Below are 21067 nucleotides of genomic sequence, written 5' to 3' on the forward strand. Positions count from 1 at the left end.
AAGCACGTATTATATTGATGGTATAGGACGGTGCCATGCGTGTTCAAGGTTATCGGTAAGACCATCGCAATGTACATCTTCGTCTTATTTATTACGAGGATTATGGGTAAGCGGGAGGTCGGCCAGCTTTCCCCGTTTGACCTTGTTGTTGCCGTGATGATCGCCGACCTGGCATCACTGCCGCTCGAGGAGAAGAAGATCACCCTGGTGGATGGGATTGTTCCAATAGCCGTCCTCGCCGCCGCTGAGATATTGACCGCGTTTATCTCGCTGAAGAGCGATACCGCCAGGCGCGTGATCTCCGGGAGTCCGAGCATCCTGGTTGAAAACGGGCGGATCATAGAATCCAATCTCCGCAAGTCCAGGTATAACCTGGATGACCTCCTCGCGCAGCTGCGGGAGAAGGATATACCGAATATCGCTGATGTGGAATACGCGATTCTTGAGACATCGGGGGATTTAAGCGTGATCCCGAAATCTCAAAAGAGGCCGGTCACGCCGCAGGACCTTGGCATTCCAACTTCATATGAGGGGTTGCCTTTCCCCCTCGTGACAGATGGCCAGATACAGTATAAGAACCTGGAGAGGCTCAACCTCTCCGTGAAGTGGCTGGAGGACAGGCTCCATAAACACGGCGTCGATAAGATCGACGAGGTCCTCCTCGCCAGCCTCGATGGAGAGGGAAACCTTTACGTCTCGCTCAAGGAATCCAAGGTCATCGATAAGACGCAGCTTGGTTGATAAGCTAGGTTGATAAGATTGACTCTACCTCCTATTACTGTTATCATGGTAGCAGTAATGGGAGGTAGATTTTTTTATCATGATCGATCCAAGAACGCTGAGGGTTCTTGAATTTGATAAAATCAAGACTTTGTTACGAGGGCTTGCGACCAGTAGTCTTGGGGCAGAGCTTGCTGACCGGCTGGCTCCGGCTACTGACCTGGAGGAGGCCCGGGCCCTCCAGGCTGAGACAACCGAGGCCAGGGGGATTCTGCGCCTTCACCCAGGGATCCCGCTCGGCGGCGTGAGGGATGTACGTGAGGCCGTGCGCAGGGCACGCATAGGGTCGACGCTCGAGCCGGGCGTGCTTCTCGATATAGCTCACACCCTCGCTGCAGCTCGAAAGCTCAGGAGGTTCCTGCTTGAGCTGCGAGAAGATTTTAAGGTAATTGCGGGGCTTGCCGGCGGACTCAAGCCGCCCAAGGACTTGGAGGACGCGGTCTTCGAGTGCATTGATGAAAACGGCGAGCTCTACGACTCCGCGAGCCCGAGGCTGAAGCATATCAGGGCCGGGATAAGGTCCTTGAACGGGCGGATCAGGGATAGGCTGGACTCACTCATCCGCTCCTCAGAAACCCAGCGATATCTCCAGGATGCTATCATCACCATACGCAACGACCGGTTTGTCGTGCCTGTGAAGCAGGAGTTCAGGTCCTACCTGCCGGGCATAGTGCATGATCAGTCGGCGAGCGGTCAGACGCTGTTCATCGAGCCGATGCCGGTAGTGGATATGAACAACAGGCTGCGCGAGCTCTGCGCGGAGGAACGCGAGGAGATCGCCAGGATCCTTGGGAAGCTTAGCGCAAAGGTGGCGAGCGCCGCTGGCGCGTTGGATGAGACGCTTGAAACCCTCGGGCGGATCGATTTCGCCTTTGCAAAGGCGCGCATGAGCGAAGAGCTTGATGCCGTCGAGCCAGAGCTCAATGGCGAGGGGCATATCAATATCCGGAAGGGGAGGCACCCGCTGCTTAAGGGCGATGTCGTCCCCATAGACCCATCCCTGGGGCGTGAGTTTAGCACAATGGTCATAACCGGGCCCAACACCGGCGGCAAGACTGTGACCCTGAAGACGATAGGACTCCTAACGTTGATGGCCCAGGCCGGCCTGCATGTCCCCGCCGATTATGGAACTACGCTTGCCGTATTCAGTCAAGTCTTCGCCGATATTGGGGATGAGCAGAGCATAGAACAGAGCCTGAGCACCTTTTCGTCGCACATGACGCATATTGTGCGCATCCTGCGCGAAGCCGGAGATAATTCCCTTGTCCTGCTGGATGAACTGGGCGCCGGGACCGATCCCCAGGAGGGGGCAGCCCTGGCCATGGCGATCCTCGAGTACCTCCATGACAGGAATGCCCGGACGGTCGCCACGACGCACTACAGTGAATTGAAGACATTCGCATACCGCAGAGATGGCGTCCGGAACGCGTCTGTGGAGTTCGACGATATCACCCTGCGCCCTACCTACCGGCTCTTGATAGGTCTCCCGGGGCGGAGCAATGCCTTCGCGATCGCATCGCGGCTTGGCCTGCCTGATGAGGTTATCGCGCGCGCCAGGTCCATGATGGCCCCGGACGCGACTCGCGTAGAAGATATGATAGCTGACATAGCCGAGAACATGCGAAGCTCGGAGCTTCAACGCCGCGATGCTGAGGCGCTCAGGGTGCGGGCGGAGCAGCTCAAGCGCGAGCATGAGGAGGAAGCCAGGCGTGTCAGGGAAAAGCGTGCTGAGATCATCGAAAAGGCTAGAGAAGAGGCGAGGCAGATCCTGAGAAAGGCCAGGCTTCAGGCAGAAGAAACGATAAGGGCGGTGCGGGAGCTTGAAAGGAAGGCGAGCCTCGCTGGCAAGGCCAGGACGGAGCTGGAGGATGCCATCAGGGAGATACGCGAGGGCCTCGAAAATGCCAGCGGTGAGCTGCTCGATGGCGAGGAGGCGTATCTCGCGCCTGCAGACGGAGATTGGCAGCAGGGCGCGGCCCAGGGCGATGGCGCAGGCGATATGGGCCTGCCACTGTCCCCGGATGATCCGGATGACGCCAGGGCCGGGGTCGTGGTGTTTGTGCCTAGATTCAAGCAACAGGGCTGCATAGTCGCTGGCCCCAACGCCAGGGGTGAGGTGCAGGTCCAGATAGGAGTCGTCAAGGTCATGCTTCCCATGGGGGAGCTCCTGAAGGTTGCCGATACCGGGCACGCGGCAACGGCACCCGCGGGATTGCTTACACCCGCCACACGCGGCCCTCACGCCCAGAGACAGAGCCAGGCTCAGGCTCAAGCTCAGGATCAGATCCAGGTCCGGGCCGGGGTTGATCAGATTTCGCGCGAGAAGGCGCGGGAGATAGCAACAGAGCTTGACCTCAGGGGGCTCAGGGTCGAGGATGCCCTCGAAAGGGTGGATAAGTACCTGGATGATGCGATCCTCGCGGGCCTTCCGAGGGCGCGGATAATACACGGGAAAGGCACGGGCGCCCTCAGGCAGGCTGTGCGCGAGTATCTAAAGAATCACTCCGGCGTCGCCGGATTCAGATTTGGAGAGGCGGGGGAGGGCGGCGACGGAGTCACCGTAGTATCGCTCTGCGTGGACGGCGCCTGAGCGGAGGATGGCGCCTGAGCTGAGGACTCAGCAGATGGTTTATGCACATCGCAGTATTCCTCCGGGAGTCTGCTGCCAAATAATACTGTGCCATCAGGGGCGACCTCGAGCTTGGAATCCTTGAGATACGTCCTCGTCTCGACCCTGTCCGGCGGACAATCCGGGGTCGCGAGCTTCCCTGAATCCAGGCAGACCCTGGCGTGTATGAAGTTGCCGTGGAGGTTGCAATAGTCGGTTGGCTCCGTGCCTTTGACGAATACCTCCGTCCGGGTCTCAGGGCAGGCGGGCGTCGCCAGGAGACCTGATTCCTTGCATATCTTCACGCCGAGCACAACCCCGCTGGGGACGGGGAACTCGCGGGGTTGGATTATGCCATTCTGGAGCGCCTCCCTGACAAAGACGCCCCATATTTGGGCGGCTTTTGCGCTGCCTATCCTGACCCCGCCATATACGAGGGGCCGGGCCTGCACATCGTTGCCGATCCACACCGAGGCCACAAGATCAGGGGTAAAGCCCACGAACCACGCATTCGTGTTGTCGCTTGTCGTGCCTGTCTTGCCGGCGGCTGGCACCCCAACATTGGCCGCTTTTCCCGTCCCTCGCTCGATGACGCCCCTCAGCATATCTGTCATTACATAACATGTTGTCTCGCCCAGGACGATCTCCTTTTGGGGGATGTTGCGCTCGAGCACGGCGCCATTTGCGTCCTCAACACGGATGATCGCCATGGGGCTAACCTTTATCCCCTGGTTGGCCAGCACAGCATATGCGGCGGCCATCTCCAGCGGCGTTACGCCCCTCGTGAGCCCACCAAGGACCAGCGAGAGGTTGCGATCGTTTACGCGGCCCGTCTCGACGAGGGAGGTTATCCCCATGAGCTTGGCGTACCGGACTGCTGTATCGATGCCGATCTCATCGAGGAGCTTAACCGATGCCACGTTGATGGACTCCTCCAGAGCCTGGCGTATGGTAACCAGACCATGAAATTTATTATCGTAATTCCGCGGGACCCAGCGTTTATTTCCAGTCATGACGAATTCGGTTGGTGAATCGTTGATGGTGGTAGCCGGCGTGTAGCCATTATCGATCGCAGCCGTGTAGACGAATGGCTTGAACGCCGAGCCTGGTTGGCGGTATGATTGAACCGCACGGTTGAATTCATCCTCGCCGCGCCCGCCGGCCATCGCCTTTATGTAACCTGTTTGCGGGTCCAGGGCCACAAGCGCCCCCTGGGGTTGCGTCAGACCCTTGGAATCCACCTTGCCTTTAGGCAGGTTTTGGACCAGCGCTTTCTCGGCGATACGTTGGAGCCTCAGATCGAGGGTGGTGTAAACCCTGAGCCCCCCCTTGTAGACCGTATCCTGACCGTAGCGCGCGAGGAGCTGCTGGAGCACGTAATCCGCAAAATACCGCCCGATGTGCCTCTTGGGCTTGAGCCCCGCGAGGAATATGGGCGCCTCGTTAGCATGTTTCTCTTGATCCTTTGTTATATACCCGAGGAGCGCCATCCTCGCTAGCACTGTGGCCCTGCGATCCCTTGCGGCCTTCATGTCTTCATATGGGGAATAATATGATGGCCCCCTGGGTATGCCCGCGAGCATGGCCGATTCGGCGAGGGTGAGGTCTTTGACATCCTTCCCGAAATATATCTGAGCGGCAGCTTGGACTCCATACGCCCCGTGTCCGAAGTATATCTCATTCAGGTAGAGCTCGAGGATCTGGTCCTTGGTGTAGCGCCGCTCGAGCTGTATTGCATATAATACCTCCTGAATCTTCCGGGTCAGAGTCTTTTCATGCGTGAGAAAGGCGTTCTTGGCGAGCTGCTGGGTTATGGTGCTGCCTCCCTGGACTTTTCGACCGCTTCTCAGATCGGCGAGGAGCGCCCGGACTATGGCCGTCACGTCGATCCCATGATGTTCGTAAAAATGAGCATCCTCCACGGCTATGACTGCGTGTTGAAGGTCCTTTGGTATCTGGGACAGAGGCGCCCACACCCTGTTTTCCACATAGAATTGGGTTATGAGCTTGCCGTTTATATCAAAGACCTTTGTCGTCTGACTCGGTCTGTATTCTATGTCGTCAGGGCTCGGCATGCTCTTCAGGGCGCCCGCCATGATCCCCATTACCCCGCCGGCGGCGATGCACATGAGGAGCACAATGAGGATAGCCAGGCCTACGAGGATGCCCCCACCATGGCCCTGGTTCCCGGTCCGCATCCTTTTCATGGTTCAATGCCCCTTTCGTCTTGACTCTTCACTTCGAGTTGATGGGCTCGCGATGTATAAACGTGCATTAGCTCACTTCTCGAGGGCCTACCCAAGGCCTATTATATCATATAGCCTCAAACGTTGACACTTGTCCCTGTGTCTGATACGATACTTCCATGGAAAGGTATTATGAAACAGGCGAGGGCTTTGCGGGGTAGGGCGAAGGATCACGAAGGATATGATAGCGAAGGATATGTTAGCGGAAGGAGCATGGGGTTATCTATGGAGCCCGAGAAACAGCTGGAGATAATCAAGAGGAAGACCGCGGAGATCGTCTCGGAGGAGGACCTGCTGGATAAATTCGAGAAGGCGCAAGAGGAGAACCGGCCGCTTCGCATAAAGCTGGGGCTGGATCCCTCGGCGCCCGACATCCACCTCGGCCACGCCGTCGCATTGCGCAAGCTGAAGGAATTCCAGGACCTGGGACACGAGGTTACGCTCGTGGTTGGGGATTTTACCGGAAGGATCGGCGACCCGACAGGGAAATCGGAAACCCGGAAACAGCTCTCCGAGGCCGAGGTCCTCGCCAACGCCAGGACCTACCAGGAGCAGGCGTTCAAGATCCTCGACCCCGGTAAGACCAGGGTGGTCTTCAACAGCTCCTGGCTTGCCCCTTTGAAGTTCGAAGATGTCATCGTCCTAGCATCGAAATATACTGTGGCAAGGATGCTGGAGCGCGAGGAATTCGCCCAGAGGTTTGATGAGGGAAGGCCCATATATATTCATGAATTTTTTTACCCGTTTATGCAGGGCTACGATTCCGTTGCCCTCCATTCCGACGTCGAGCTCGGCGGGACGGATCAAAAGTTCAACATCCTGATGGGGAGGATGCTCCAGCGGGAGTATGGGCAGGATTCTCAGGTCGCGGTGCTCATGCCCATATTGACGGGCATCGACGGTGAAAAGAAGATGAGCAAGAGCCTGGGCAACTATATCGGGGTGAACGACCCGCCTGCCGAGATGTACGGGAAGACGATGTCCATACCGGATGAGCTCATGATCATGTATTATGACCTCGCAACGGACCTCACAGAGGATGAGGTCCGGAGGATTGAGGACGGTCTCCAGGCCGGCAGGCTCCACCCGAGGGATGCCAAGCGGAGGCTTGCGCGGGAGATCGTAGCACTCTACCACGGGCCCGGGGCGGCGCAGGAGGCTGAGGAGGAGTTTGACCTCATATTCAAGAGCGGCGACGTGCCTGACGACGTGCCCGAGGTCTCGATCGACAGGGGTGAGCTTTCGGAGGGCAGGATATGGGCGCCGAAGCTCCTGGCCCTGGCGGGGCTCGCGAAGAGCAGCAGCGAAGGTAAGAGGCTCATTGAGCAGGGCGCGGTGCGGATAGGGAGCGAGAGGATCCTGGACCCGGCGGCGACGGTGGAGCTGAGGGACGACATGCTCGTGAGGGTCGGGAAGAGGAGGTTTGCCGTCATCCGCCTGGCCTAAGGCGGGAAGGGCACCGTGCAAGCGTATAAATTCCCGGGCCTTTCGCATAGAATTTAATGCACGGGAATCGGACGCCATCCGTGGGTCAATTCCCGGCTTTGCCTCTAGCGGTCTCGTGGCCGGGGGTGTTTGGCGTGGCGTGGTTTGGGCGACGGAGGCGGCGGGCCCCGGTACCCTACTGGGGTTATACGAGGACCTTCAGATTGATAAGGAGAACATGGATAAGGAGGCGAAGGCTGATTGCCGGAGCCTTCCTTGCGCTTTTACTGGGGTTTTTGATATTTGTCGTCATTGACCGGCGCCTGAAGCCGACCCTGCAGCAGATAGCCGAGGCCAAGGCCCGGGTTATAGCCACTGAGGCCATAAACGAGGCCGTCAGCCGGAAAGTGGCAGGCACCATCAAATGGGAGGACCTCTATGCCCTGCGACCAGACAGCCGCGGCCGCGTTGTGCTGGTGCAGCCCAATACGGGAGAGATAAGCCGTCTCACATCGGATGTAGCAATAGCAGTGCAGGATACGCTCAAGAAGATTACGGAGACGGAGGTCTGGATTCCTCTCGGCCAGGCGTTCGGCAGCCAGATATTGGCAAACGTGGGGCCCAGGATTCGCATCAGCGTGGTGCCGATGGGAACGGTGCGGACGGAGATAAGCAGCAAGTTTGAGCAGGCCGGGATCAACCAGATCAGGCACCGGATATACCTTGACGTAATCGCCCGCATCAAGATCGTGGTCCCGCTCGTAAGCTCCGATATAGAGGTGAGGAGCCAGGTCCCCATAACAGAGGTAATGATAATGGGCGAGGTGCCCCAGGTCTACTTCGGCCTGGATGGTTCACAGAATAACAATAACGGCACGGTCCTAGGCAGATAGCAGCTAGCAGCAGCTAAGTCAATACGCAGGAGTTCACTTGGTTTTTCCAGATAGCAATTGAGTAGTTATCGCATTATGCGTGACCGGGCAAAGAAAAGGCGCGGAGTCGTCCCCTCCGCGCCTTTTTCCGCCCGCCTCAAGCGTTTTAATAATCCATGCCTCCACCTGGCGGGTATGGCGGTGTGGCAGGCTCCTTCTTGGGCACGTCGGCTATCAGGGCCTCTGTCGTCAGGAGCATTGAGGCTATGCTCGCGGCGTTTTGCAGCGCGCTCCTTGTGACCTTGACCGGGTCGACGATGCCGGCCTTGACTAGATCGACATATTCCTCGGTTACGGCATCGAGGCCGAAGCCCTTCCTGGCCTCATTCTTTACGCGCTCGACAACCACGGAGCCCTCGAGCCCTGCATTGTTTGCAATCTGTTTCAAAGGCTCTTCGAGAGCCTTGCGGACGATATGCACGCCGACTCTCTCATCGCCCTCGACCTTGATGTTGTCTAGGGCCGACAGGATATTGATCAGGGTGGTGCCACCGCCTGCGACGATGCCCTCCTCAACTGCCGCGCGCGTTGCAGCCAGGGCATCTTCGATGCGGTGTTTCTTCTCCTTGAGCTCTGTCTCGGTCGAGGCGCCGACCTTGATGATGGCTACGCCGCCGGCAAGCTTGGCAAGGCGCTCCTGGAGCTTTTCGCGGTCATAGTCGGAGTCGGTCTCCTCAATCTGCTTCTTGATCTGGTTGATACGGCCCTTGATCTTTTCCTTGTCACCCTTGCCCTCAACGATAGTGGTCTTTTCGCGGGTGATCTTAACCGTCTTGGCCTGTCCAAGCATTCCAAGGTCGGCGTTCTCGAGCTTGACGCCGAGGTCCTCCGAGATGAAGGTGCCACCGGTGAGTATGGCGATATCCTCCATCATGGCCTTTCTCCTGTCGCCAAAGCCGGGTGCCTTCACTGCAGCGCAGTTGAGGACGCCGCGGATCTTGTTAACGACGAGCGTAGCCAGGGCCTCGCCCTCCATATCCTCGCAGATGATCACGAGGGGCTTGCCGGTCCTGGCGATTTTCTCAAGGAGCGGGAGCAGGTCCGCCACAGCGGTGATCTTCTTCTCATGAATCAGGATGTAGGGGTCCTCCAGGACGGCCTCCATGGCCTCGGCATTGGTGACGAAGTAGGGAGATATATAACCCTTGTCGAACTCCATGCCCTCGACCTTTTCGACGGTGATTTCAATGCCCTTGGACTCCTCAACGGTTATAACACCGTCCTTGCCAACCATGTCCATAGCCTCAGCGATCTTATCGCCGATCTCGGGATCATTGCCAGCTATCGACGCCACATGGGCGATGTCCTCTTTGCCCTCGACCGGGATGCTGAGCTTCTTTATCTCATCGACAGCCACCGCGACCGCCTTATCGATTCCTTTCTTGACGAACATCGGATTTGCCCCGGCGGCAACGTTCTTAAGCCCCTCGGTCATGATCGCCTGGGCCAGGACGGTGGCCGTTGTTGTGCCGTCGCCAGCGACATCGTTTGTCTTGGATGCAACCTCCTTGCAGAGCTGGGCGCCCATATTCTCATAGGGGTCTTCCAGCTCAACTTCCTTCGCCACCGTCACACCATCCTTGGTTATGACAGGGGAACCGAACTTTCTCTCGAGGACCACGTTGCGCCCTTTGGGGCCCAGGGTAACCTTAACCGCTGACGCAACGATATTCACGCCTCTTTCAAGGGAGCGGCGAGCTTCCTCCGAAAAGGCTAACTGTTTAGCAGCCATTGATTATGTACCTCCTCACGCTACGTTATTGATTAAAGCCCGTTATCGATTATGGATTTACTGTAGACCAACCTGTAGCAAATTGAAAGCCTGCTTTGGTCGAAAGCTAGTTTTTTACTTTAGGGCGAGGATGTCGCTTTGTCTGAGGATCAGGTACTCCTCCCCATCGATCTTGACCTCGGTGCCGCCGTATTTGGCGTAGATCACCTTATCTCCAGGTTTCACATCCATAGGAGCCCTCTGGCCGTTTTCAAGAAGTTTACCCGGCCCGACGGCTATCACCTCACCCTCCTGGGGACGCTCCTTGGCTGTGTCAGGCAACACGATACCGCCCTTGGTTCTTTCCTCTTGCATGCTTGCCTTTACCACGACCCTGTCCTCTAACGGCTTTATCATTAGATCGTACCTCCTTTACACCCGGGTTTAGCACTCACTAGAGGAGAGTGCTAACAATCTAATCACATATTACATGAAGGCTTTTTGAGTTGTCAAGTAGGGTGATCCAAATTTTTAATACTGATGGTAAGTCTTAATTCTGGAGGTCGGACAGACCTTCGAGTATCCCGAGGAGCCCGGCTTCCGAGTCAACGGGGATGCCTGCCATGAGGTCTTTCACTTCCTTCGCCGGGAGTCTCCGCGCGAGGATCCTGGTGATGCTTTTCACCCGGCACGGCCTTTCGGGTGTGCCGTAAAAGACGGTCACAAAACCATCCTTCACGCCCACAAACATTGATCTCAGACACTGCGGCGCCATCCCCGGCCTCCGCTGGAACAAGACCACGCTATCCGGGCCAAATGAGGTGATTTCCCAGTCACTGCACTCCTTCGCCAGCTCATCCCTTGTCAGGCCGATCATCTCCGGCGGAGCCTCACGGACGGATATCTCCTCGTGCCCGCATTCATAGAGGACCTTTGTCGTGATTCTTGTGCGGGAATCTATCCTGGAAACCGTAGCCCCATATTTTCCAGGCAAACGGAACAGGGAGACCGGCTCGCGTCCCGGAATAGGCCCTTTTCCGATGTGACCCGGCCTTGCAAATGCGTAGATGAAGCTGGCGGCGAAGAGCACCAGCCCCGCGTAGAGAATGAGCCTGCCTCGCCCCCCGGACAATATCTTCAACATCTTCAACCTCATTTCTGAGCTCCTGCCTTGAAACTCGAGTTGGCGCACGCGGGGTGTATTCCGCGTATCACGTCCTTATCTATCTTGCGCAGGATTCAGAGGAATATGCCAAAAAGACATAGGACATGGCATCTCCTACCATGTCCTATGTCCTACCTAGAAAATAGACATTACCCCAGCTAAGGCCATTTTCATTCCCTGCTGGTGCCGCTGAAGGCGGCATGGGCGTCTACCCGGGTATCTACCCGCATATCTACTATCTACTACCTGCATAGCTACTATTCGGGTAGACCTCACCAACTGGTCACTAGGCCGCCCACAGGCAGGCTCAGCAGGCCTTACATGCCTAAGCTTCAGGCCTCAGCCAGCTGCTCCATGAGCTCCTCGGGAATATCAAAATTCGCGTAAACCTGCTGGACGTCATCATGATCCTCGAGTGACTCGACAAGCTCGAGGACCTGGCGGGCCTCCTTGCCTGAAACGGGGATGGTGGTCTTGGGGACCATCGTCACCTCGGCTGTGGCCAGCTTGAGGCCCTTGGAGGCCAGGAATTCCCTGACGCTCTCGAGATCCTCATAATTCGTGATTATCTCCACGGTCTCCTCATCGGCCTTGAAATCCTCGGCGCCGGCCTCGACGGCATAGTTCATCAGGTCATCCTCGCTGAGACTAGTATCGCTCCGATTCATGGTTATAAGTCCGCGTTTTTCGAACATCCAAGCAACGCACCCAGCCTCTCCCAGGTTGCCACCATGCTTTGAGAAAATATACCGGATATCCGAGGCAGTCCTGTTCTTGTTATCCGTCATGACATCGAGAAGCACGGCAACGCCGCCAGGGCCGTAGCCCTCGTAAGTCAGTTCTTCATAATTGGAGCCCTCGCCACCCTCGCCAGTGCCCCGCTTGATGGCCCGGACTATGCTTTCGTTGGGCATATTGACATCCCGGGCTTTTTGAATAGCCATGCGCAGGCGGAAATTTGCCTCGGGGTCCCCGCCACCCTGCCGGGCTGCCACAATGATTTCCCGCGCAACTCGGGTGAAAACCCTTCCCCTCATCGCATCGGCCTTGGCTTTTTTATGTTTGATGTTCGCCCATTTGGAATGGCCAGACATATTTGCCGCATTCCCCCTTTCTTTTTGGCCTCACAAATTTATTTTATCATATGGCCTGCTTATTTGGAATAGGGGGATGAAATGGCCGTATTTCTTGAATCCCTATTTCTTGAATGGCGAGAGATTCTCTGCCAGAGCAAGCTTCCTGGAGAGATAGAGATATACGCCGGCTACCATCACCACTGCGAAGGATGGGGGGAGGATGCCACCTAGAATGAGGAAATCATAGACGCCGTGAAAAACCACAGCGAGGCCGAGGCCCTTCAGGATAAAACGCTGTGCCCTGTCAGGATCGAACCTGGCCCTCCCGAGATAATAACCGGCTATGCCGGAAAAGGACGCGTGGGCAAGGCAGGTTATGACCGCTCTTACGAGGCCGACAGCCATGCCAAACGCCCCGGCGTAGAGGAGATTCTCCAGGGCGGCGAACCCCAGCCCGCTGGAGACAGAGTAGATTATACCATCCATGACCTCATTGAAATCCGGTGAGTCGTAGATCGAGACCCAGGTTGCGAGGAGCTTCAGCCCTTCCTCTACAAGCCCGACCACGAGAATGGTCACCGGCAGGAGCAGGATGAGGTTGAGCTGGCCGATACGGAGTAGGGGCCGGAATGGTGTTTCGATCATGGCCGCGGGGAAGACGGCGAGGGCGCCGTAGAGGAACGTCCGTATTACGAGATTCTTGGGTTCGGGCTCGAACCTATCTTTCCTGTAAAAGAAGCCGACCCAGAAAAGGCCGGGCAGGAATGAGACGATTAGGAGCGGGATCAGACCAACCTTCGTTTCAATCATGATTCTGTACCCCCTTTCCGCCGGGCCGGCCGGGCGTATAGCCGGGCGCATATGCCGGGGCATAGATGATGGCCCGCCAAGCAGAAGTATACCCGAAACAGCACCAGGATATTTGATTTCCGGCCCGTAAATGATACAATAAGACCGTAAGCCCATGGATGTGATACTGGCCGGACCGGGCCGCGGGGATCTGTGAAGGACCTGCGGGGATACCTGCGGGGATGTGGATACGGGGATGTGGAGATGATGCAGGAATGCTTGTTATCGGTATAGATCCTGGCACCGCTACGACGGGCTATGGAGTCGTCCGCAATAGCGCAGACAGGCTCATAGCTGTTGATTATGGGTACATAAAGACCCCGGCCCGGGAGAAGCCGGGGGCCCGGCTCGAGGAGGTGTACCTTGGGGTCCGGGCGCTCATCGACCGGTACAGGCCTGATGCAGTTGCCGTGGAGGAGCTTTTCTTCAACAGGAACACCAAGACGGCCCTCGCCGTTGGGCAGGCGAGGGGGGTCATCTTGCTCGCGGTCGCCCGCTCGCGTGTCGAGCTCTTTGAGTATACGCCCCTCCAGGTAAAACAGGCCATAGCGGGCTACGGCCGGGCTGATAAGACCCAGATGCAGCGGATGATCAAGCTCCTGCTGGGTTTGACTGAGATACCGTCGCCGGATGATGCGGCCGACGCGCTGGCCATTGCCGTATGCCACCTCCACTCGGTGAGATTTGCGGCCACAGTCAGGACGGCAAGCGGGACGACAAGGTCGAGTGGTGGGGCCACAACGATCAGGCCGATCGAGCATAGCGAGGAGATAAGCACATGATAGCGTCCATCAAGGGGAAACTGGCGTATGCCGGGACGGACTTCGCTGTTGTAGATGTTGGCGGCATAGGCTTTCATGTCAACCTGCCGCTTCGGGTGCGCCAGTCCCTCCCGGCGGTAGGGGAGGATATCTCCCTGTGCACCCACATGCTTGTGCGTGAGGATGACATAAGCCTTTACGGATTCCGCAGCCCCGAGGAGAGGGAATTCTTCCTGCGGCTCTTGTCAGTGAGCGGGGTGGGTCCCAAGGTTGCGCTGGCCGTCATTTCCGCGATGGCTTTCCCGGCGTTTCGAGCTGCCGTTTTGAGCGAGGATATCCAGGCTCTTACCAGGATCTCCGGCGTTGGGAATAAGCTTGCGCGCAGGCTCGTCGTTGAATTGAAGGATAAGTTGAGCCGGGGAGCCGGTGCTGATAGAGAGGCGGCCATTCTCGATGCGGGTGACAGCGGGCCGGAGGGGGATGCCATCCGCGCCCTGATGGGCCTTGGGTATACCTCCGCAGAGGCGGCCAGGGCTGTTTCCGAGGCGAAATCGGGGCTCGCAGGCGGTGGAGAGGCAATCGAGACAGTCGAGGCAGGCGGCGGGCCGGGCACTGGGGCCTTGAGCGCCGAGGTCTTGATAAAGGAGGCGTTGAAGGCTATTGCCAGGAAGAAGTAAGCCGAAACTTGAGGATCAACCGGAGGGTTATTCTATGTCGCAGGACAGAATCGTTTCCAGGAGCCAGCCACGCGACAGGCTCGTCTCGAATGAGGCGCAGGAGGACGACCTTGCGTTGGATGTGGGCCTTCGCCCGAGGCGGCTCACCGACTATATAGGGCAGGAAAAAGTGAGGGAAAATCTTAGTATATTTATACGGGCGGCGAGGGAGCGAAAGGAAGCGCTGGACCACGTCCTTCTCTATGGGCCGCCCGGGCTTGGCAAGACAACGCTTGCTTATATCATCGCTAACGAGCTTGGGGTTGATATAAAGACGACATCAGGGCCGGCGATCGAGCGGCCAGGCGATATCGCGGCCATACTGACCAACCTGGCCCCCGGAGATGTGCTCTTCATTGACGAGATACACCGCCTCAACAGGACTGTTGAGGAGGTTCTCTATCCCGCGATGGAGGATTTTTCGCTGGATATCATGATAGGCAAGGGACCGAGCGCACGCTCCATTCGTATCGACCTCCCCAGGTTTACGCTTGTCGGAGCCACGACCCGGGCCGGGCTCCTCACGTCGCCGCTGCGTGACAGATTCGGGGTTATACACAGGCTGGAATTCTACAAGGCGAGGGACCTCCGGAAGATCGTCGAGCGCTCGGCGCATATTTTGAATATAGAGATGGAACCGCAGGCGTCGGAGGAGATTGCGCGAAGGTCCAGGGGCACGCCCAGGGTGGCCATACGCCTCCTCAAGCGGGTACGGGACTATGCCCAGATCAAGGCCGGGGGCGTCATAACTCGCGAGGTTGCCTGCGCCGCCCTGGATATGTTCGAAATTGATGAGCTTGGCCTTGACAAGATCGACAGGACCTTGCTCCTGACTGTGATAGAGAAGTTTGGGGGAGGGCCCGTCGGGATTGATACCATAGCGGCCGCCATCGGAGAGGAAAGGGATACTATCGAGGATCTCTACGAGCCCTATCTCCTCCAGTTGGGATACATCGATAGGACCCCCCGCGGCAGGGCTGCGACCAGGCTCGCATATAATCATTTCGGCCTGGAATATCCGGGTGAGCTTGGAGCGGGCGCGGCTGCGGCTGCAGCCGGGCCAGGGGAGGACGGGCAGGATACCAGATAGGATTGGCAGGAGTCCAGCCAGATATCAGATAGGGTCAGCCAGATAGGATCAGGAGGCGATGAGTATCATGGGCGAACTCGGTCCACTTGGGAGGATGCTTATAATCATGGGCATCATCCTCGCCGGGGTGGGCGCGCTTTTCTTGCTTGCAGGCAAGCTGCCGGGGATCGGCCGCCTCCCGGGTGACATATATATTAGAAGGGGTAATTTCACTTTCTACTTCCCCCTCATGACCAGTATTTTAGTAAGCATCATATTATCCATCATCCTTGGGGTGCTGCTGCGCAGGTGATGCGCATCGCTGCTGCTCGGGTTGGTGCGCGGGTGACGCTCATCGATGTGCACATATGCGGAATGCGCGCATATGTGCGTGTGCGCGACACGGGCGCGCGGGGGAAGAAGGGGTCGAATATTCTCTCAACCCCGGGGAAGGATAAATTATGATAGTCTAAGGGGCAATACCTGAATGTCCTTATACAAGACGGAAGGGATCGTCTTAAGAAACAGGGATCTGGGCGAGGCCGACAGGATTGTGACCATCTATACCCGGGAGCGCGGAAAGGTGAGGGGCGTCGCGAAAGGCGCCAGGCGCCCCAGGAGCAGGTTCGTCGGGTCCACGCTCGTTTTTACTTACGCTGATTTCCTCATATTCAAGGGCAGGGGCCTTGACAATATCAGCCAGGTGGCCATTATCGAACCCTTCTCGCGGCTTCGCTCCGACCTTGCGCTTATGGCGTATGCCAGTTACATGGCGGAGCTCGTTGACATCTCCACAGAGGAGGAAGAAAAGAACGATGACATTTTTCCCCTGCTCCTGACGGCTTTTCGGGTCCTCCCTGAGCTCCCGGACCCTGAAATGTTGCGTTTCGCGTTTGAGATGCGGCTCATGACCTGCCTGGGGTATAAACCGGTCCTGGACCGGTGCGCCAGGTGCGGTGGGGTCCTGGAGGCGGCGGAGCTTGCTTTTGGGGCTGCGGCCGGCGGTGCCCTGTGCCTCGAATGTGCCGGGGCGCCGGGTGGCGGAGCAGTCAGGGTGTCCAGGGGGGCGGTGGAGCTCTTAAAGCGGATTTTGAATCATGATCTAAAGCGGATCGGGCAGCTCAAGGCCTCAGTTGAGGCAAAGCGCCAGCTCGATGCAGCGCTCAAGTCCCATATTGATTACCATCTCGGCAGGGCGCTCAAGTCTCGTGAGTTCCTTGAGATGGTGAGGCATACTGGGCGCGCGACAAGCTAAGCGCAACCAGGCCAGCGAGCGTCTTGAAGGAGCATCTTGAAGGAGGGAGTGAAGGGTATGAACGCGAATATGGATGCGAGCGGAGGTGCGGAAATAACGCTCGAGAAGGTTGATTGTATAAGGGAAAGAGCCGGACTGTCGTATGAGGACGCAGTGGAATACCTGCGCCAGGCGGGTGGAGACGTTGTCCAGGCGCTCGTATTGATTGAGAGGGATACGTCCGCGCAGCGCACCAGGTTCCTCGACAAGGGGTCCGAGGTTCTCGAGGCGATCAAGGACATCATCCACAAAGGCAATGAGACCAGGATCAAGGTGAGGCAGGATGATAGGACCCTGGTGGAGCTCCCGGTCACAGCAGGCGTTATCGGGGCCGTGATCGCCCCCCAGCTCGCCGCCCTCGGCGCCATAGCGGCGCTTGTCACGAGGTGCTCCATCTCCCTCGAGGGACCGGAGCGGGGCGCGGCCGGGACCCCGGCACCCGGGAACCCGGGGGGTGGCGTTGACAACTGATGGGGCGTCTGGTATATTTATGGCCGGGGCCCTGGCTCGATGTTTCCGGACAGGGGCTGACAGGGGAGAGAAGAGGCACCGAGAGGAGGCCCTGGTATGAGGGCCCTCGCCTTCTTATATTGTGTGCGCATTCCGCGGATCCTGCGGGCGGGGAGACGCTACATAGCATTTGCGACGCTCCTCTTTGTAATCGGGGTGTTGAGCGGGTTCTGGCTTTACAGGTTTCACCCGCTCCCGACCTTCGGGGCTGTCCAAGGCATTGTTGAGAAATTCAAGCACCTTGGAAACAGCGTCGAAGACCTGCGAATGCAGGAGCGCATAATCGCCATCTTCTGGAACAACCTCCGGGCTGTTTTGCTATGCGTGGCGTCGGGGGTCGCGTTCGGCATCTTCCCCATCATCGCCATATTCCTGAACGGTTTCTTCATCGGGGTTATATCTAGCAATGCGGCCTCGCGCGGATTGGATGTCGCCACATTCCTCCTGGTCGGAGTCCTTCCCCACGGGGTTTTCGAGATACCGGCGTTTATTCTCGGCGGCGTCCTGGGGATCAGACTCGGGCTCAATATTCTTGCATATGAACGCGGGAGGCAGCAGGGCAGGGTGATCATGAAGGTGGTCTACGACGCGCTTGTAATCCTGCTGGCCCTCGTGATCCCGCTTCTCTTCATCGCAGCTTTCGTTGAGATGACAGTAACCCGTTTCCTGGTTGAATGGGTTCTCGGCCCCGGCCTGGGCGCTCGCTAATTCCTAACTCAGGGTGCGCCCAAAGGGGATGGAAGGAGAGGATTTTTTGTGACATTTCAGGATATCATAATGGCCCTCCAGGGGTTTTGGGCCAAAAACGGCTGCGTAATCGCCCAGCCATATGACGTGGAGGTCGGCGCGGGGACCATGGCGCCCCAGACCTTCCTGAGGGCCCTGGGACCGGAGCCGTGGCGGGTCGCTTATGTGCAGCCTTCGCGGCGCCCTGCGGATGGCCGCTATGGAGAGAATCCTAACAGGCTGTTTCAACACCACCAGTACCAGGTTATCCTGAAGCCATCACCTGATGATGTCCAGGATCTCTACCTGGAGAGCTTGAAGTCGCTGGGGATTCACCCGCGGGAGCATGATATACGGTTTGTGGAGGATAACTGGGAATCTCCAACGCTGGGGGCGTGGGGCACGGGCTGGGAAGTCTGGCTCGACGGGATGGAGATAACCCAGTTTACATATTTTCAACAGGTCGGCGGCATCGACGTAAAGCCCGTCTCGGCAGAGATAACTTACGGCCTCGAGCGCCTGGCCATGTATATTCAGAATGTCGATAACGTATTCAATGTTGCCTGGGTGCAGGGAGTTAGTTATGGTGAGGTCTACCACCAGTTCGAGTTCGAGCATTCGAAGTACGGATTTGAGGTCGCAGATGTAGACAGGCTCCTGCTTTTCTTCAATTCTTACGAGGATGAGGCCAGGCAGGCGCTGGCGGGAGGGCTCGTCCTGCCGGCCTACGACTATGTACTGAAATGCTCCCATGTATTTAACCTGTTGGATGCCCGCGGGGCGCTGAGCGTTGCGGAGCGGACAGGCTATATCGGCAGGGTGCGGGCGCTTGCCAGGACGTGCGCCCAGGCTTATGTGGCCGAGAGGGAGAGGCTCGGCTATCCGCTGCTGGCCAGGGCTTCATGACGGCCCGGGTCAATTCGCTCGCATGTTACTTGCTCGTCTCTGTCTCTGGTAGATGAGAACGCGGTGAGGGGGATAAGCCAGTTGATGTTTCCAAAGAGGGATGCTGTCTTGGAGATTGGTGCAGAGGAGATGCCTGCACGCTTTATGCCCGACGCGCTCAGGTCTTTGAGGGAGCTTGGGGAGAGGTTTCTGGGCATAGAGAGGGTTGAATACGAAGATGTCAAGACCTATGGGACCCCGCGGCGCCTCGTTCTTTATATAACGGGCGTGAGCGGGAGGCAAAAGGAGCTGGTCCGGGAGGCCAGGGGCCCGGCCAGGCGGGTCGCGTTCTCTGAAGATGGCCGGCCCACCAGGGCTGCAGAGGGTTTTGCCAGGTCCCAGGGCGTTTCTGTCGGGGATCTCGCCATCCGGACCGACGAGAAGGGCGAGTACGTGTGGGCGGTCAGGCACGAGGAGGGTGGGCCCGTAGGGGCGGCGCTTGCGGCCGCATTTCCGGGGATCATAGGCGATATGAGCTTCCCCAAATCCATGAGATGGGGTGACAGGGAGTTCAGGTTTGTGCGGCCTATAAGGTGGATCCTGGCGCTCTGGGGCGATGACCCGGTTGAGTTTGATGTGGATGGCATAGCCTCAGGACGCACGACCTTTGGGCACCGGTTCTTTGGCGGAGATGGCCCGGTCGCAGTTGGGGCGGCGGAGGATTATATCGCCCTGTTGCGGGAGGGCTTCTGTATCGTCGACCAGGAGGAGCGGATGCGGTCCATACGGAACCAGGTTGATGCGCTGGCGGCTCAGAAGGGTGGTCGGGCCCTGGTAGATGACGAGTTGCTGTCCGAGGTCACATATCTCGTGGAATATCCCACCGCATTCCTGGGGGGCTTCGACCCGAGGTACCTTTCCTTGCCGCGCGATGTCTTGATTACCACAATGAAGGAGCACCAGAGGTATTTCCCGGTATTTGGCCAGGACGGCCAGCTCATGGCGGCTTTCATAGGGGTGAGGGATGGCACCGGTCAAAACCTCGATATCGTCCGCCGCGGCAACGAGCGCGTGTTGTGCGCCAGGCTCTCTGATGCTGAATTCTTCTTCGACGAGGATCGCAAGGTTCCCCTCGAGCGCCAGGTAGAAAAGCTCAAGGGCATAATGTTTCATGAGCGCCTCGGCACGATGTTTGATAAGACGCAAAGGCTTGTCAGGCTTGCAGGATGGCTCTGCGGGGCTCTAGGCGCGGGCGATGACGTCTCGCGCGTGGCGGAGCGGGCCGCGTTTCTCGCCAAGGCGGACCTCCCGACGAATATGGTAAAGGAGTTCACGGAGCTCCAGGGCACCATGGGGAGGGAATATGCCATCCTATCCGGGGAGAGCGACGACGTGGCGAGGGCCATTTTCGAGCATTACCTTCCGCGATATGCAGGCGACCTCCTGCCGGAGAGCCCGGCAGGCAGCATCGTCGCCCTTGCGGACAAAATGGATACCCTGGCGGGCTTTTTCAGGATCGGCATCCAGCCCACGGGGTCAGAGGACCCTTATGCCCTCAGGCGAATGGGATCGGGCCTTGTTGAGATCTTAGCCGGCGCGGGCCTGGTGTTATCGCTCAGGGGGTTCGCATCAAGGGCGTTTGAACAATTTGATGCGCACTTTGGCGCGTCCGTCGACCCTGCAGCCGCCCGCGACTTGATGGCCTTCCTCGAGCAGAGGGTAAGGGGGCTGCTTGCTTCGCGCAATATAAGATACGACATTATAGATGCCGTGGTCGCCGCCGGATTTGATGACGTGCTATCCTGCGTGAAGCGCGCCCAGGCCTTTACCAGCGTTGTTGGGACACAAGCATTTGAGCTCGTGGTTACGGGCTTCACGCGCGCCAGGAACATCGCCGGTGAGCGCGGGCCGGGGCCCGTCGATACAGGGCTCCTGATCGAGCCGGCAGAGCGGGCGTTATTTGGTGAATACCAGAGGATCCGCCAGGAGGTGGATAATGCCCTCCTTAGAGAGGATTATGAAGGGGCGCTCAACGCCTTTGCCACCCTCGCGGGCCCTATTGATCGTTTCTTCAAGGAAGTGCTGGTGATGGCCAGGGATGAAGCAGTGAGGGAGAACCGGCTTGCCCTCCTGGCTCTTATCGCAGACATTATGAGGGGCATCGGGGACCTCTCCAAAATAGTAATTCCCTCAGAAGGAAATCAAAAGTTCTTGTCGAACAAAATCTAATTGTGTGTATGAGGGCTTTTTACGGCCTGCAGGCCCTCGATCCAGGAAAATCAAGGTTCCAGAAGCTTACCCGGGAGCTTTTGAT

Annotated in this window: 20 protein-coding genes; 14 read left to right on the plus strand and 6 right to left on the minus strand. The window is 57.8% G+C overall.

The features are described from left to right. Positions 1-39: 39 nt before the first annotated feature. Both HPY71_00795 and HPY71_00800 read left to right on the plus strand, forming a co-directional pair. On the plus strand, positions 40-741 hold the full coding sequence (locus HPY71_00795) for a DUF421 domain-containing protein (protein ID NPV52044.1): 702 nt from the start codon (positions 40-42) through the stop codon (positions 739-741). Positions 742-820: 79 nt separating this feature from the next. Beyond that, the gene (locus tag HPY71_00800) at positions 821-3370 is read left to right on the plus strand and encodes an endonuclease MutS2 (protein ID NPV52045.1); all 2550 of its coding nucleotides are present in this window, start codon (positions 821-823) and stop codon (positions 3368-3370) included. On the opposite strand, the gene HPY71_00805 is transcribed toward HPY71_00800, so the two are convergent. Then, the gene (locus HPY71_00805) at positions 3280-5595 is read right to left on the minus strand and encodes a penicillin-binding protein 1A (GenBank protein NPV52046.1); all 2316 of its coding nucleotides are present in this window, start codon (positions 5593-5595) and stop codon (positions 3280-3282) included. The genes HPY71_00800 and HPY71_00805 overlap by 91 nt on opposite strands. A gap of 264 nt (positions 5596-5859) precedes the next feature. Between HPY71_00805 and HPY71_00810 the strand changes: the two genes are divergently transcribed. Both HPY71_00810 and yunB read left to right on the plus strand, forming a co-directional pair. After that, positions 5860-7080, plus strand: coding sequence for a tyrosine--tRNA ligase (locus HPY71_00810; protein ID NPV52047.1), 1221 nt, complete (start codon positions 5860-5862; stop codon positions 7078-7080). 203 nt (positions 7081-7283) lie between these two features. Then, positions 7284-7952, plus strand: a complete 669-nt coding sequence (yunB, locus tag HPY71_00815; protein NPV52048.1) for a sporulation protein YunB — start codon at positions 7284-7286, stop codon at positions 7950-7952. Positions 7953-8097: 145 nt separating this feature from the next. On the opposite strand, the gene groL is transcribed toward yunB, so the two are convergent. The 5 genes from groL to HPY71_00840 all read right to left on the minus strand — a co-directional run bounded on the left by groL (position 8098) and on the right by HPY71_00840 (position 12753). After that, positions 8098-9723, minus strand: a complete 1626-nt coding sequence (gene groL, locus HPY71_00820) for a chaperonin GroEL (protein NPV52049.1) — start codon at positions 9721-9723, stop codon at positions 8098-8100. Positions 9724-9837: 114 nt separating this feature from the next. Then, positions 9838-10119 (minus strand): co-chaperone GroES, encoded by a 282-nt coding sequence (gene groES, locus HPY71_00825; protein NPV52050.1) that lies wholly within the window; start codon positions 10117-10119, stop codon positions 9838-9840. A 133-nt stretch (positions 10120-10252) separates the two neighbouring features. Then, on the minus strand, positions 10253-10858 hold the full coding sequence (locus tag HPY71_00830) for a hypothetical protein (protein NPV52051.1): 606 nt from the start codon (positions 10856-10858) through the stop codon (positions 10253-10255). A 341-nt stretch (positions 10859-11199) separates the two neighbouring features. Continuing rightward, complete coding sequence (locus HPY71_00835; protein NPV52052.1) at positions 11200-11961, minus strand: YebC/PmpR family DNA-binding transcriptional regulator; 762 nt, start codon at positions 11959-11961, stop codon at positions 11200-11202. 102 nt (positions 11962-12063) lie between these two features. Beyond that, on the minus strand, positions 12064-12753 hold the full coding sequence (locus HPY71_00840) for a PrsW family intramembrane metalloprotease (protein ID NPV52053.1): 690 nt from the start codon (positions 12751-12753) through the stop codon (positions 12064-12066). A 254-nt stretch (positions 12754-13007) separates the two neighbouring features. Between HPY71_00840 and ruvC the strand changes: the two genes are divergently transcribed. From ruvC to HPY71_00890, 10 genes are all read left to right on the plus strand, one after another. Further along, complete coding sequence (gene ruvC / locus HPY71_00845; protein NPV52054.1) at positions 13008-13574, plus strand: crossover junction endodeoxyribonuclease RuvC; 567 nt, start codon at positions 13008-13010, stop codon at positions 13572-13574. After that, positions 13571-14230, plus strand: coding sequence for a Holliday junction branch migration protein RuvA (gene ruvA, locus HPY71_00850; protein NPV52055.1), 660 nt, complete (start codon positions 13571-13573; stop codon positions 14228-14230). Before ruvC ends, ruvA begins: the two co-directional genes overlap by 4 nt. 34 nt (positions 14231-14264) lie before the next feature. After that, positions 14265-15359, plus strand: coding sequence for a Holliday junction branch migration DNA helicase RuvB (ruvB, locus tag HPY71_00855; protein NPV52056.1), 1095 nt, complete (start codon positions 14265-14267; stop codon positions 15357-15359). Between the two features lie 67 nt (positions 15360-15426). After that, positions 15427-15651: a DUF2905 domain-containing protein gene (locus HPY71_00860; GenBank protein NPV52057.1), complete on the plus strand. Its 225-nt coding sequence runs from the start codon at positions 15427-15429 to the stop codon at positions 15649-15651. Continuing rightward, positions 15648-15803 carry a hypothetical protein gene (locus tag HPY71_00865; protein NPV52058.1) on the plus strand — a complete coding sequence of 52 codons (156 nt, stop codon included), beginning with the start codon at positions 15648-15650 and terminating at the stop codon, positions 15801-15803. Before HPY71_00860 ends, HPY71_00865 begins: the two co-directional genes overlap by 4 nt. 22 nt (positions 15804-15825) lie before the next feature. After that, positions 15826-16593 (plus strand): DNA repair protein RecO, encoded by a 768-nt coding sequence (gene recO / locus HPY71_00870; GenBank protein ID NPV52059.1) that lies wholly within the window; start codon positions 15826-15828, stop codon positions 16591-16593. A 57-nt stretch (positions 16594-16650) separates the two neighbouring features. Next, positions 16651-17103 (plus strand): DUF4342 domain-containing protein, encoded by a 453-nt coding sequence (locus tag HPY71_00875; GenBank protein ID NPV52060.1) that lies wholly within the window; start codon positions 16651-16653, stop codon positions 17101-17103. 96 nt (positions 17104-17199) lie between these two features. Next, positions 17200-17850 (plus strand): hypothetical protein, encoded by a 651-nt coding sequence (locus tag HPY71_00880; protein ID NPV52061.1) that lies wholly within the window; start codon positions 17200-17202, stop codon positions 17848-17850. A gap of 48 nt (positions 17851-17898) precedes the next feature. After that, the gene (gene glyQ / locus HPY71_00885; GenBank protein ID NPV52062.1) at positions 17899-18774 is read left to right on the plus strand and encodes a glycine--tRNA ligase subunit alpha; all 876 of its coding nucleotides are present in this window, start codon (positions 17899-17901) and stop codon (positions 18772-18774) included. 84 nt (positions 18775-18858) lie between these two features. Beyond that, entirely contained in the window at positions 18859-20982 is a 2124-nt protein-coding gene (locus tag HPY71_00890) for a glycine--tRNA ligase subunit beta (protein ID NPV52063.1), read from the plus strand. Positions 20983-21067: the final 85 nt, after the last annotated feature.

The sequence above is a fragment of the Bacillota bacterium genome, from assembly GCA_013178125.1.
In the GTDB taxonomy this organism is placed as follows: Bacteria; Bacillota; SHA-98; order Ch115; family JABLXJ01; genus JABLXL01.